Source organism: Caulobacter sp. BP25 (assembly GCF_002737755.1).
Classification (GTDB): Bacteria; Pseudomonadota; Alphaproteobacteria; order Caulobacterales; family Caulobacteraceae; genus Caulobacter.
On sequence record NZ_PEGH01000011.1, the window covers coordinates 129,040 to 142,656 of the forward strand.

Sequence of the window (13,617 nt, forward strand, 5' to 3'; positions counted from 1 at the left end):
CTCTAGGGGGAGGGATGCGGACGGCCGCTGACGACCGAGCGTTAGCCGTGCAGCTTGATGGCGGTTTCGGCGATCTTGCGGCCCTGGTAGCGGGCGCCGACCAGCTCGTTCTCGCTGGGCTGACGCGAGCCGTCGCCGCCGGCGATCGTGGTGGCGCCGTAGGGGCTGCCGCCGGTGACTTCGTCCAGGGTCATCTGGCCGGCGTGGCCGTAGTCCATGCCCACGATCACCATGCCGAAGTGCAGCAGGTTGGTGATGATCGAGAACAGCGTGGTCTCCTGGCCGCCATGTTGGGTCGCCGTCGAGGTGAAGGCGCCGCCGACCTTGCCGTGCAGGGCGCCGCGGGCCCACAGGCCGCCGGCCTGGTCGAGGAACGCCGCCAACTGCGAGCTCATGCGGCCAAAGCGCGTGCCCGTGCCGACGATGATGGCGTCGTAGTTGGCCAGGTCCTCGACCGTAGCGACCGGGGCCTCTTGGTCGAGCTTGAAGTGGGCGCGTTGGGCGACTTCCAGCGGCGCGGTTTCCGGCACGCGCTTGATGTCGACCTGGGCGCCAGCTTCGCGAGCGCCTTCGGCGACGGCCTTGGCCATCGTCTCGATGTGGCCATACGACGAGTAGTAGAGAACGAGAACCTTGGCCATGACGGCCTCCTTTGAAACGGGTTGGGGGAGGAAGGTCGGGCGCGAGCTTGCGGTTTCCTCGCGCCCGGTTCTTGAAGAAAAACCTAGTCCAGGGCGGCGTCGACGAGCACCAGTTCGGCGTCTTCCAGGGCGGTGACGGTGATGACGTCCTCGTCCTTGATGCCGGCGCCGTCGCGGGCGTTCAGCCTGACGCCGTTGATCTCGACCGAGCCAACGGCCGGGACCAGGTAACCGCTACGATCCTTGCCCAGGGCGTAGGTGGTGCTTTCGCCCGCCTTCAGCGTCGCGCCCAGGACGCGGGCGTCGGTGCGGATCGGCAGGGCGTCGGCGTCTTCGGAAAAACCCGAGGCCAGGGTCACGAACTTGCCCGAGCGGTCGCCCTTGGGGAAAGGCTTGGCGCCCCACGACGGCGCGGCGCCGAAGGTCTTGGGCTCGATCCAGATTTGGAAGATCCGGGTCGTTTCCGGCTCGAGATTGTATTCCGAGTGACGGATGCCCGTGCCTGCGCTCATCACCTGGACGTCACCGGCCACGGTGCGGCCCTTGTTGCCCAGGCTGTCTTGGTGGGTAATCGCGCCGTCGCGGACATAGGTGATGATCTCCATGTCGCTGTGCGGATGCGGCGGGAAACCGGTGTTGGAAGCGATCTCGTCGTCGTTCCAGACCCGCAAGGCGCCCCAGTTCATGTTGCGGGGGTCGTAGTAGCTGGCGAACGAGAAGTGGTGCTTGGCCTTCAGCCAACCGTGGTCGGCGCCGCCAAGTTTGTCGAACGGTCTGCGGTCGATCATGGCTCTAACCTTTCTGTCTCTTTCGGAGCGGCGCCGCGTCGGCGCGTCCTGTTGAGGAGAAGATAGGGGACCTGGCGGGAACCGAAATGGAAACTGTTGAAACACATAGTTTCCAAAACTAAGCTACCGGCATGTCCAAGCTTCCCGATCTCGAAGGCCTTGCCGTGTTCGCCAAGGTGGTGGAGCTGCGCTCGTTCGCCGCCGCCGCCGATGAGCTGGCCATGTCCAAGGCCACCGTCTCCAAGGCCGTGACCCGACTGGAAACGCGTCTGGGCGCGCGCCTGTTCAATCGCACCTCGCGGCGCCTGGCCCTGACCGACGCCGGCCAGTCCCTGGTCGAGCGCGCCACCCGCGTCCTGGCCGAGGCTCAGGCGGCGGAGGACGAGGCGTCCAGCCAATCCTCCGCGCCACGCGGCCTAGTCCGGATGGCCGTGCCGATGTCGCTGGGCATCACGACGCTTGGACCGGTGCTGCCGGCGTTCCTGGAGGCCTATCCTGAGGTCTCGATCGACCTGCACCTGTCGGACGCGACGATCGACCTGGTCGGCATGGGCTTCGATCTAGCCCTTCGCGTCGCGGCTCTGCCCGACAGCTCGCTGGTGGCGCGCCGCCTGCGAACGGTGAAGCGCCACCTGGTCGCCTCGCCGGCCTATTGGGATCAGCACGGCCGGCCTCATCATCCCGCCGATCTGGCCCAACATCGAGGCCTGACCTACGGCCACCAGTCCGTGCCCGAGACCTGGCGCTTCCAGAAGGGAAGCGAGGAGGCGGCGGTGCGACCCCGCTCGGTGATCCGCGCCAACAACGGCGACGCCCTGCTGCCCGCGCTGCTGGCTGGGACGGGCGTTGCGATGCTGCCTGACTTTATCGTGGGGCCGGCCTTGGCCGATGGGCGATTGGAAGAGGTGCTGACCGACTGGCAGGGCGCGCCGATCGCCCTGCATCTGGTCATGCCGCCGGGCGGGCCCAGGCCCGCGCGGGTCGAGGCGTTGGCGACCTATCTGGCCAAGACCCTGAGCGCTTCTGGGCGGTAAGGGCGCGCGCTCCTGTCCGGCGCGGCTTTAAAGGCTCGCGACCTGGGTCGGCGTGAGGGCGGACAACTGCAGCGGCGACATGGCCGCGATATTGGTCGTTGAGAGCGCGGCCAGCTGAGCCAGGGTCAGTCCTGGGATCTGCAAGGGCGTCAGATAGCCGATCTGGGTGGTGGTGAGGCTGGCGATCACGGTCGTGGCCAGAGACCCCAGTTGGGTCCCGGTGAGGCCTTGGACCTGGGTGGCGCTGAACTGGGCGAAAGAGGCCGGCGTCAAGCTGCGCATCTGATAGGGCGACAATCCCCTCAGAGCGGTCGTCGTCAGCGGCGCCACCTGGGTTGGCGTCAGGCTCGCCAGGTTCGTCACCGAAATCCCACCCATTTGCCCAGGCGAAAGCGCCGCCAGCTGGGTATTGGTGAACTCGGCGATGTCGCTGGACGTGAGCGCGCCGAACTGGGTCGCCGTCAGTCCGCCCAGCTGTGTGGTCGACAGGGCCTGAACCGCAGTAGCGTCCAAGCTGACAATGTTGGTGGCCGAGAGGCCGCCCAGCTGAGTGGAAGTCAGGCGCAGGATCTGGGTGCTGGAGAGCTCGGCGAAGTCCGTGGTCGTCAGGCCGCCCATCTGGGTGCTGGTCAGGGCCGCCAACTGGGTCGCGGTCAGAGCCGCGACCTGGGTGGCGTCCAGGGCGCTAAGGTTGGTCGTCGACAGGGCCGCTATCTGGGTGGCGGTAAAGCCGGCCACCTGGGTCGTGGTTAGTTTCGAGAAGTCGGTCGCGGTCAAACCGGCCAGCTGGGTGGGCGTCAAGCTGGCGAGCTGCGTGGATTTCAGCGTGGACACCTGGGTCGCCGACAGGCCGCCGAAGCCTTCCGCGCTCAGTCCCGCAAGCTGGGTCGCGTTCAGCCCCGCGACCTGGGTATCGGAGAAGGTGCTGGTCTGCGTGCGTGACAGGCCGCTCAGCTGGGTCGCCGAAAGAAGGGCCAGGTCGGTATCGAGGTCGGCGATCTGGGTCGTCGACAGGGCGCTCACCTGGGTTTGGGTCAGGCCCTGCAGCTGCGTGGCGGTCAAGCCGGCGAACTGGGTCGCGTCCAGGGCCGGGATAAGCGTTGAGGCCAACGCGCCGATCTGCGAGGCCGAAAGGGCCTGAAGCTGGTTGGCCGACAGCTCGCCGAGATCGCCGGCGCTCATCGCCTGAATCTGCGCGCTGGTCAGGTTCTTCAGCTGGGTCGGGTCCAGGGCGCCGATCTGGGTGGAGTCCAGCGCGATGAAGTGCGTGGTGTCGAGCGCGCCGATCTGGGTGGCGCTCAGAGAGTCCATGCGGTCGGCGTCCAGCTTGGCCAACTGGGTGGAGGTCAGGGCGTTGAGCTGGGCGCCGCTAAAGGCGGCCAGTTGCTCGGCGTCGAAGATCAGGGTGGGCGCGAAGGCCGGGATTTGGGCCGCCGTCAGTCCCTTGACGGCCGTGTTCGACAAGGCCGAGACCTGGGTGGCGGTGAGCCCCGCCAGGGTGGTGTTGGAGAGGACCGCGACCTGGGTGGAGACCAGGCCTTCCAGATTGGTCGTCGTCAGGCCCTGAATTGTCGTCGCCGACAGGGCCGAGATCTGCGACGTGGACAGGTACGAAATCGGCACTGGACTCGCTCTCTCCAAAGGTCGCGACGCGAATCGTTCGCGTCAACCTTAGGGCAAAGCGGCGATAGCGGCCATGCGACCAAACCGTCGGGCGGTCAGCCGACCCGCATGGTCCAGAGGTCCAGGTCAGCTTCACGGCCGATCAGGGCCAGTCCTGAAGCGATCGACTCGAACTCGCCGCCGCTCTCGATCTTGCTAGCCCCAAACCGGCGCAGGAAGATGTCGCGCACCGCCGGCACGAACGAGCTGCCGCCGGTCAGGAACACGCGATCAACGCCGTTTTCCGACAAGCCGGCGCGCTCCAACGCCTCGGCCACGGCGCCTTCTATGGCGGCCAGCTCGGGCGCGATCCAGCCCTCGAACTCGCTCCGCGCGACCTGTTTTTCGATCCGGACAGAGCCCGCCTCGAAATGGAACGTCGCCTCGTCGTGGCTGGACAGCGCCTCCTTCAGCGCAGAAACGGAGCGGTAGAGCGCATAGCCGTGATTGCCGTCCAGCACCTCGATCAGGGCGGCGATCTTGTCCGGCTCGACGGCGGTGCGTTCCAGCGCCCTGATGTCGCGCATATCCTTGGACGCGCGCAGCAGCGCCAGCTGGTCCCAGCGGGCGAAGGCGGCGTAGTAGCGCTGCGGGATCGGCAGTCTGTTCGAGAACGAGCGGTACTCCGACCCCTTGCCCAGCTCGGGCGAGACCAACTGGTCGATGATGCGGTAGTCGAAAGCGTCGCCGGCCAGGCCAACGCCCGAGCGCGACAGCGGCGTCGAACGCAGCGTCCCGTCCGCCGCGCGCTCGAACCGCACCAGCGAGAAGTCCGAGGTGCCGCCGCCGAAATCGGCGACCAGCACCGTGGCGTCCTGCTTGAGCTGACGGGCGAAGAAGAACGCCGCGCCGACCGGCTCATAGGCGTAGCGGATGTCGGTGAAGCCGAGCCGCTCGAACGCCGCCTCATAGCGGGTCAGGGCCAGGTTCTCGTTCGGCGAGCTTCCGGCGAAGGTCACGGGACGGCCGACGATGATCCTGGGCGGCAAGTCGCCCATCTGCGCGCCGGCGTGCTCGCGCAGACGCAGCAGGAACGCCGCCAGCAGGTCCTCGAACTGGTAGCGCTTGTCCAGGATCCGCGTCTCGGTGAAGGCGGCGGAAGCGGCGAAGGTTTTGAACGACTGGATGAAGCGCGTCTCCAGCGGTTCCTCCAGATAGGCCTCGATGGCCCAGGGGCCGGCCTCGACTACGCGCTCGCCCTGAACGCTGTGAAAGCTCAGCGCCGAGCGAAAGGCGAAGAGATCGCGGTTGTCGATTGTGAAACGGACGAGGCGCGCGTGATCGTCGCCATGCGTCATCGAGACGACGGTGTTGGTGGTGCCAAAGTCGACGCCGATGGTCGGCTCTGTCGCGGCCGTCATGGAGGGCTCGATCGGTTTGGGGCGGAAGGGCCGTGCGTCGTAGCGTCTTCCGCTGCCGCGTCAAGATCGGCCGGTTGACTAAAGCTCGGGCGTCGGCTCGAAGAGGCGCGAACAAGCAGCGGGCGAGCCTTGGAAAATTTCGACGTCTTGGTGATCGGCGCGGGCGCGGCCGGCATGATGTGCGCCATCGAAGCGGGCAAGCGCGGGCGCTCGGTGCTCGTTATCGACCACGCCAAGGCGCCGGGCGAGAAGATCCGCATCAGCGGCGGCGGGCGGTGCAACTTCACCAACACTGGCGCGTCGATTCATAACTTCCTGTCGGCGAACCCGAAGTTCGCCTTGTCAGCCCTTCGTCGCTATCGCCCCAAGGACTTCATCGCCTTGGTCGAGCAGTACGGCATCGCCTATCACGAAAAGACCCTGGGCCAGCTCTTCTGCGACGGCTCGGCCAAGCAGATCATCACGATGCTGCTGACCGAGATGAAGGCCGCCGGCGTGGCCTTGCGGCTCGAGACCGGCGTGCAGAGTGTGGCCAAGACCGAGGGCGGCTTCGAGGTCGCGCTGTCGTCCGGTCCGGTTCGCTGCGCCTCGCTGGTCATCGCCAGCGGCGGCAAGTCGATCCCGAAGATGGGCGCCACGGGCCTCGGCTACGACATCGCCAAACAGTTTGGGCTGAACATCGTCGAGACGCGGCCCGCGCTCGTGCCCCTGACCTTCGAGGCCGGCATGCTGGCGCGGCTGACGCCGCTGTCGGGCGTGGCGCTGGACGCCGTGGTCGCCCACGGCAAGACCAAGTTCCGCGAAGGGATGTTGTTCACCCATCGGGGTCTCTCGGGCCCCTCGATCCTGCAGATTTCGTCCTACTGGCGCGAGGGCGACGAGGTCCGGGTCGATATGGCCCCCGGCGTCGACGCCCTGGCCGCGCTGAAGACGGCCCGCACCGCTACGCCGCGCCAGGCGGTGGCGACGGTGCTGGCGACCCTGCTGCCCAAGCGCGTCGCCCAGGCGATCGCCGAAGAAGAGGCCTCCGATAAGGGTAATATCGCCGACTGTTCGGACAAGGTGCTGGGCCGGCTGGCCGGAGCGGTCAACGCCTGGACCTTCAAGCCGGTGGGCTCGGAAGGCTATCGCACGGCGGAAGTGACTCTGGGTGGGGTCGACACCGACGACCTGGATTCCAGGTCGCTCGAGGCCAAGGCCGTTCCGGGGCTCTATTTCATCGGCGAGGTGGTCGATGTCACCGGCTGGCTGGGCGGGTATAACTTCCAGTGGGCCTGGGCGTCGGGCTGGAGCGCCGGGCAGGCGGTTTAGTCACTTGCCCCCTCCGCGCTTCGCGCTCCTCCCCCATAGGGGGAAGAAGGATCGCGCGCACCTTCCGCCCCCTATGGGGGCCGGACGACCTGCGAAGCAGGTCAGGTGGGGGCAAGTGACCGCTCTAACTACTTCTTCTTGAACGGCTTGCCCGCAGGCTTGGCGTCGAAGCTCTTGGCCTTGAAGGGCTTGGGGCCCTTGAACGGCTTGGCCGGGCCATCGCCGTCGCGCTTGCGGGCGTAGGGCTTCGAATAGGGCTTCGGGCCAGCGGCGTTGTCGCTGAAGCTCTTTTTGAACGGCTTCTTGGGGCCGTCGCCGTCCGCGCGCGGAGCGCGGGGCTTGTACTCGCGCGGCGCGTCGGCGCCGGCCTCGTGGCGCGGCTTGAAGGCGCGCTTGGGAGCGCCTTCCGAGTCCTGGGGCGAGTAGGGGCGGGGCGCGTCATTGTCGCGCGGGGCGCGGCGGGGCTTGTAGTCGCCCTTGGGCTCCTCGCCACGGCCATAGGGCTTGGCGTTGCTGAAGCCGTCGGCGCCGAAGTTGGACGGACGCGGCGTGTGATCGCGCGAGCCCGGCGCATTGGCGCGCGGCGGACGCGGGCCATCCTCACGGGGCGCGCGCGGCTTGTACTCGCGCGGACCATCGTTGTCGCCGCGAGGGGCGCGCGGCGCATATTCCCGGCGCGGACCGGCTTCACGCGGCGCGGGCGCCGTGGTCGGGGTGATCGAGACGTCCTCGCGCACGGTGGTCTGCACCGCCGCGCCGAACTTGGTCGCCGCCTCGGCCGAGATCTCGAACTTGGTGTCGTAGTCGAAGATCCGGATCGCGCCGATGTCCTTCTTGGTGATGTGGCCCAGGCGGCAGATCATCGGGATCAGCCACTTGGGATCGGCGTTGCCGCGACGGCCGACGCTGATGCGGAACCACTCCGAACCGTCCATGCTGACGCGCGGCTCGCGCTCGGGGCGCTCGGGGCGCTCGCCCGGCTCGCCGGTGCGCGAGCGCGGACCCGGATCGGCGCCGTGACGCGGATCGTCATAGATGTCTTCCGGCGAGGGCAGCTTGGCGCGGCGCGTGCGGATCAGGGCGGCGGCGATCTCGACCGGCGTGCGCTTGGCTAGCATGGCCTCGGCCAGGGCGATGTCCTCTTCGGTCGAGGTCTCGGCGAAGATCGGGTCCTCGAGCAGGCGCTCCTGGTCCTTCTCACGGATCGAGTCGGCGCTGGGCGCGCCGCCCCATTCGGCCTCGACGCCGGCGGCGTACAGCAGTTGCTCGGCCTTGCGGCGGCGGGTGTAGGGAACGACCAGGGCGCTGACGCCCTTCTTGCCCGCGCGGCCGGTGCGGCCCGAACGGTGCAGGAGCGTGGCCTTGTTGATCGGCAGTTCGGCGTGAATCACCAGGCCCAGGTCGGGAAGGTCCAGACCGCGCGCGGCGACGTCGGTGGCGACGCAGACGCGGGCGTGGCCGTCGCGAAGCGCCTGCAGGGCGTCGGCGCGTTCACGCTGCGACAGCTCGCCCGACAGGCCGACGACGGCGAAGCCGCGCTCGCGCAGCTTAGCGTGCATCGAGCGGACGCTTTCGCGGGTGTTGGCGAACACCAGGGCCCCGGGAGCCTCGAAGAAGCGCAGCAGGTTGACGACGGCGTGCTCGACCTCGTTGGGGGCCACGCGCACGGCGCGATATTCGATGTCGCGGTGCGGCTCATTGCGGCCGATGGTGTCGATGCGAACGGCGTCGTTCTGATAGCGCTTGGCCAGCTCGACGATGTCGCGGGCCAGGGTGGCCGAGAACAGCAGGGTGCGACGCTCGGCCGGGGCGGCGTCGAGGATGAACTCCAGGTCTTCGCGGAAGCCCATGTCCAGCATCTCGTCGGCCTCGTCGAGGACGGCGACTTGCAGCTTGGACAGGTCTAGGTGGCCGCGCTCGATGTGGTCGCGCAGGCGCCCCGGCGTGCCGACGACGATGTGGGCGCCGTAGTTCAGCGCGCGTTGTTCACGACGGGCGTCCATGCCGCCGACGCAATTGACGACGACGGCCTTGGCCTCGGCGTAGAGCCAAGTCAGCTCGCGATTGACCTGCATGGCCAGTTCGCGGGTCGGGGCGATGACCAGGGCCAGGGGCTCGGCGGCCTGGCCGAAGGTCTCGGCCTCGCCTAGCAGGGTCGGAGCGGCCGCGAGGCCGAAGGCGACGGTCTTGCCCGAGCCGGTCTGGGCGCTGACCAGAAGGTCGCGATCGGTGGCGTCGGCGGCCAGCACGGCGGCTTGGACGGGGGTGGGCTCGGCGTAACCCTGAGCAGAGAGGGCCCGCTCAAGAGCGGGGTGGGAGGCGGGGAAGGGCATATGGGTCCAATTCACGTCTGCGGCCGCGCACACACAACACGCGCGGCTCGCGCCATGACCAAATCGGGCCCCTTTGAAGCCTTGAACGCTTCCCTCGGACCGCTGCTTGGTCGAATTCCAACAAAAATAGCCCCCTTCCGCCGCCGAAGCGACACGAAGGGGGCTCGATGAGCGGCCTTATGCGCTTGTTGCGGTGCAAAAAGCAAGGGCGGCGCGATAGAAGGGCGTTTGCCGCCGTTCAGGCGATGCTGGCGTCTTCCCGGCGGCGGGCCGTCAGCTCGCCGGCCAAGCGCGCGACGCCGGCGGTCAGCAGGCCCAGCATCGCCATCATCAGGGCCTCGGCCAGGCCGGGCGCCAGCACCGGCAGGCTGGGCGTTACGCCAAGGTTGGCCACGCCGACGGCGCCGGCCAGCAGGGTGTAGGCCGCCGCCGCGAAGCCCAAAGGAAGGGCGCTGCGGGCGATCGCGTTCAACCACTTCGTGTCGCGTCTGGCGAGAGCGAGGCCGGGTCCTGCGACGAGACCTGCCAACAGGATGATGGCGATCAGCTTCACGGGGACAGCGGCGTTGGAGAAGACGGAGACCAGGGTGAGCGACTTCTCCGTCGCGGCCTGGGCCGGCGTGTCGAGAAATAGCGCGCCGAGCGCGGCGAAGGTGACGTGAGACAGACGCATGGCGATCTCCTTTTGAATGATTACGGATGTAAATCAAGCAAAGGGTTACGCGTGTAAATTTTTGAGTCAATCCTGATTGCGACCCCAATTGGCCAACGCCGCAGGCCCCCACCTGACCCCGCTCCGCGTGGTCGTCCGCCCCGGAGGGGGCAGAAGGGAGCTCCGTCTTCTTCCCCCTCCGGGGGAGGAGCGCCGCAGGCGCGGAGGGGGCAAGTACGGGGATAGAAGCGCTTGTATGCTCGGCGTATCCGGAATCGAACCAAACGATTTCAATCACTTCTCACTTTTACACGCCGCTGTGTGATCCGCGTTGAAACCGCCTCCATACTCATAGCCATCCCCGTCGCGGGGGAGGGCGTATGGATCCGGCCCAATACGGCGGCGGGGCTAGGTTGAGCGGGGCCGCTTTTGGTCCCCGTCTGTCTGGTTAGGCCACGTGGCTTACTCTTTAGGAGCGCACGCGGGTGACGGGACGGTTCGGGATCAGGCCAGAAGCGGAGCGACAGGGCGGTGATCGTATAAGCCGCCTATCGTGGATCGTCGGGCTGGAGACGGAGGAGCCGATCCAGTTGGTCCATGCCCGTCCGGGGGGAACGGAGTCCCGAGCAGATAACGCTCACGCCCGCCGTCCTCATGGAAACAACAGCCTGGCGGAGCGGACGATCGAGCCGAAACGCAAACAAACCTTACGGTCACCGGGTTCGCCCGGCCGCTCCGTCGCCTCCCCACACCTTCAGCGAGTGATCGCGTGAAGTTGAGATGTCGTGTCCCAAATCCTCCCCCCGTGGGGGAGGCGGCCGAAGGCCGGAGGGGGAGGGGCAAGGTCAGCAGGACTTCCCCCTCCGTCGGCTGCGCCGACACCTCCCCCGCTGGGGGAGGATTTCTAATCTTCTACAGCATCAACCCATAGAGCCGCCGGTCGCGGCGCTCGCCGCCCCGATGAACCGAACCCTTCAGATAGCCTTCGGGCTTGAACCCCAGTTTCTCAAGCAGCTTTTCGCCGTGGTCGCCGATGTGGACGCTTGCGACCAGGCTTTTCAGGCCTTCGCTGGCGGCGTGGGCGAGGAGGGCGGTGACGGCCTCGTAGCCGAAGCCGCGACCCCAGTTGTCGCGGGCGATCACGAAGCGAATCTCGGCGCGGCCGTAGCGACGCTCGAAGTCTATGAACTCGCAATAGCCCAGGAACAGGTCGCTATTGGTGTGGCGGATGGACCAATAGGCGGCCTCGCCCGCAGCCATCTGTTCGACCTGGTAGGCAACGCGCCGAGCGACCTCGTCGGGATCTTCGACAGGGTCCTGGTCGAGGTTCGACATCACCTCGGCGTCGCTCAGGAAGGGATAAACCCGCGGGGTGTCTTCGACCGTCAGGGGGGAGAGGGTCAGGCGGGCGGTCTCGAGAATCATGCGGTCCAATATCGGGGGCTGGAAGGCTTATGGAAACGGGACTTTGGGACTTGCGTCGCGGCGCGCGCTTCCCAGCTATGGCGCGGAGCCGTCTCTAGTGGTAGAGGGGCCGCTTCGTTTTTCGCGCGGCTTTTGACCGCGCCCGGATCGAGATTACATTCGTCATGCTTATCGGCGTCCTGCTGGCCATCAACATCGTCGTCTGCCTCGGCCTGATCGGGGTGGTCCTGCTGCAACGCTCCGAAGGCGGCGCGCTGGGCATGGGCGGCGGTTCGTCCAGCTTCATGACCGCCCGCGGCGCCGGCGACCTCTTGACCCGGATCACCTGGATCCTGTTCTCGATCTTCCTGCTGATCAGCCTGGCGCTGACGATCCTGACGGGTCGCCTGAACAGCGGCGGTTCGGTTGTGGATCGCCTGGACATGCAGAACCTCGATTCCAAGACGCTGAACGCCCCGGCGGCTGCGCCGGCTCCCGCCGACGTCACGCCGTCGACCGCCCAGCCGGGCGCCATCCAGGCTCCGACGCCGCAGCTGAACACGCCGGCCCCGACCCCGGCGCCGTCGGCCCCGCCGGCTCAGCAGCCCAAGCCCTAACCGCTTCCTTCGGAAGCTTTCGTCCGACCCCCGAGGGCAACCCCGGGGGTCGAAACTTGTTGATGAACGCAGGTCTTTTCACCGGCGTCGTCGAATCACGAGTAATCTGATCGCCCATGACGCGGTACATATTCATCACCGGCGGCGTGGTTTCCTCGCTTGGCAAAGGTTTGGCCTCGGCGGCGCTTGGCGCGCTGCTGCAAGCGCGCGGCTACACGGTCCGTCTTCGGAAGCTCGACCCCTATCTGAACGTCGATCCGGGCACGATGAGCCCGTATCAGCACGGCGAGGTCTTCGTGACCGACGACGGGGCGGAAACCGACCTGGACCTTGGCCACTACGAGCGCTTCACCGGCGTCTCGGCCAACAAGGCCGACAACATCACGACCGGCCAAATCTATAAGACGATCATCGAGAAGGAGCGCCGCGGCGACTATCTGGGCGCGACCGTCCAGGTCATTCCGCACGTCACCAACGAGATCAAGGACTTCGTGCTGTCGCCCGCCATGGACGAGAGCGGCCAGAAGGCGGTCGACTTCGTGCTGGTCGAGATCGGCGGCACGGTCGGCGACATCGAGGGCCTGCCGTTCTTCGAGGCCATCCGCCAGCTGCGCCAGGACCTGCCGCGCGGCCAGAGCTGCTACGTGCACCTGACCTTGCTGCCGTTCATCAAGACGGCCGGCGAGATGAAGACCAAGCCGACCCAGCACTCGGTCAAGGAACTGCGCTCGATCGGCATCCAGCCGGACATCCTGCTGTGCCGCTGCGAGCAGGAGATCCCGCCCGAGGAAAAGCGCAAGATCGCCCAGTTCTGCAACGTGCGGCCCAGCGCGGTCATCCAGGCGATGGACTCATCGTCCATCTACGCCGTGCCGATCGACTATCACGAGCAGGGCCTGGACGCGGAAGTCCTGGATGTCTTTGGCATCCACGACGCCCCGGCGCCGAACCTGTCGCGTTGGAAGGCGATCGACGACACCGTCCAGCATCCCGATGGCGAGGTCACCATCGCCGTCGTCGGCAAGTACACGGTCCTGAAAGACGCCTACAAGTCGCTGATCGAAGCTCTGCACCACGGCGGCCTGGCCAACAAGGTCAAGGTCAACCTGGATTGGGTCGAGAGCGAGACCTTTGAGGGCGACGAGGGCGCGGCCGCGGCCCGTCTCGAGAACGCTCACGCCATCATGGTGCCCGGCGGCTTCGGCGAGCGGGGCGCGGAGGGCAAGATCCGCGCGGCCCAGTTCGCTCGCGAACGCAAGGTGCCGTACTTCGGCATCTGCTTTGGCATGCAGATGGCCGTGATCGAGACCCTTCGGAACGTCGCGGGCGTCAAGGACGCCAGCTCCAGCGAGTTCGGGCCCACGGAGCGCCCGGTGGTCGGCATCATGACCGAGTGGATCAAGGGCAACGAGACGGTCCAGCGCCGCTCCAACGACGACCTGGGCGGCACCATGCGTCTAGGCGCCTACGAGGCCGTCCTGACGCCGGGATCGAAGGTCGCCGACATCTATGGCGCGACCGAGATCAGCGAGCGCCACCGCCACCGCTACGAGGTCAACATCGGCTATGTCCACCTGATGGAGGACGCGGGCCTGAAACTGACCGGCCGCTCGCCCAATGGCGTGCTGCCCGAGATCGTCGAGCGGGACGACCATCCGTGGTTCATCGGGGTGCAATATCACCCTGAACTGAAGAGCCGTCCGTTCGCGCCGCACCCGCTTTTCGCCAGCTTCATCGCCGCCGCGAAGGAGCATGGACGCCTCGTTTAGAGGCGTTCTACCCAGGTCTTGCATCTGGGGAGAGATTCGGGCATA

At 67.1% G+C, this 13,617-nt stretch carries 11 protein-coding genes; 4 read left to right on the forward strand and 7 right to left on the reverse strand.

The genetic code is table 11. The features are described from left to right. Positions 1–41 precede the first annotated feature (41 nt). Both wrbA and CSW59_RS08595 read right to left on the reverse strand, forming a co-directional pair. Positions 42–641: an NAD(P)H:quinone oxidoreductase gene (gene wrbA, locus CSW59_RS08590; RefSeq protein ID WP_099443640.1), complete on the reverse strand. Its 600-nt coding sequence runs from the start codon at positions 639–641 to the stop codon at positions 42–44. A gap of 83 nt (positions 642–724) precedes the next feature. Further along, on the reverse strand, positions 725–1,429 hold the full coding sequence (locus CSW59_RS08595) for a pirin family protein (protein ID WP_099443641.1): 705 nt from the start codon (positions 1,427–1,429) through the stop codon (positions 725–727). 131 nt (positions 1,430–1,560) lie between these two features. Here CSW59_RS08595 and CSW59_RS08600 point away from each other — a divergent pair, with 131 nt between their 5' ends. Next, a complete protein-coding gene (locus CSW59_RS08600) occupies positions 1,561–2,463 on the forward strand; it encodes a LysR family transcriptional regulator (RefSeq protein ID WP_099443642.1) in 903 nt (300 codons plus the stop codon). Positions 2,464–2,490: 27 nt separating this feature from the next. Here CSW59_RS08600 and CSW59_RS08605 read toward each other — a convergent pair whose 3' ends face one another. Continuing rightward, a complete protein-coding gene (locus CSW59_RS08605; protein ID WP_099443643.1) occupies positions 2,491–4,086 on the reverse strand; it encodes an ice nucleation protein in 1,596 nt (531 codons plus the stop codon). 95 nt (positions 4,087–4,181) lie between these two features. Further along, positions 4,182–5,486 carry an Hsp70 family protein gene (locus CSW59_RS08610; protein ID WP_099443644.1) on the reverse strand — a complete coding sequence of 435 codons (1,305 nt, stop codon included), beginning with the start codon at positions 5,484–5,486 and terminating at the stop codon, positions 4,182–4,184. A 129-nt stretch (positions 5,487–5,615) separates the two neighbouring features. Here CSW59_RS08610 and CSW59_RS08615 point away from each other — a divergent pair, with 129 nt between their 5' ends. After that, positions 5,616–6,797, forward strand: coding sequence for an NAD(P)/FAD-dependent oxidoreductase (locus tag CSW59_RS08615; protein WP_099443645.1), 1,182 nt, complete (start codon positions 5,616–5,618; stop codon positions 6,795–6,797). A 128-nt stretch (positions 6,798–6,925) separates the two neighbouring features. On the opposite strand, the gene CSW59_RS08620 is transcribed toward CSW59_RS08615, so the two are convergent. The 3 genes from CSW59_RS08620 to CSW59_RS08630 all read right to left on the reverse strand — a co-directional run bounded on the left by CSW59_RS08620 (position 6,926) and on the right by CSW59_RS08630 (position 11,207). After that, positions 6,926–9,130 carry a DEAD/DEAH box helicase gene (locus CSW59_RS08620; RefSeq protein WP_099443646.1) on the reverse strand — a complete coding sequence of 735 codons (2,205 nt, stop codon included), beginning with the start codon at positions 9,128–9,130 and terminating at the stop codon, positions 6,926–6,928. Between the two features lie 238 nt (positions 9,131–9,368). Then, positions 9,369–9,803 (reverse strand): hypothetical protein, encoded by a 435-nt coding sequence (locus CSW59_RS08625; RefSeq protein WP_099443647.1) that lies wholly within the window; start codon positions 9,801–9,803, stop codon positions 9,369–9,371. 891 nt (positions 9,804–10,694) lie between these two features. Continuing rightward, positions 10,695–11,207 (reverse strand): GNAT family N-acetyltransferase, encoded by a 513-nt coding sequence (locus CSW59_RS08630; protein ID WP_099443648.1) that lies wholly within the window; start codon positions 11,205–11,207, stop codon positions 10,695–10,697. A 164-nt stretch (positions 11,208–11,371) separates the two neighbouring features. Here CSW59_RS08630 and secG point away from each other — a divergent pair, with 164 nt between their 5' ends. Both secG and CSW59_RS08640 read left to right on the forward strand, forming a co-directional pair. Beyond that, the gene (gene secG, locus CSW59_RS08635) at positions 11,372–11,803 is read left to right on the forward strand and encodes a preprotein translocase subunit SecG (protein ID WP_099443649.1); all 432 of its coding nucleotides are present in this window, start codon (positions 11,372–11,374) and stop codon (positions 11,801–11,803) included. Positions 11,804–11,919: 116 nt separating this feature from the next. Continuing rightward, positions 11,920–13,572, forward strand: a complete 1,653-nt coding sequence (locus tag CSW59_RS08640; RefSeq protein ID WP_099443650.1) for a CTP synthase — start codon at positions 11,920–11,922, stop codon at positions 13,570–13,572. The last annotated feature ends 45 nt before the right edge of the window (positions 13,573–13,617 follow it).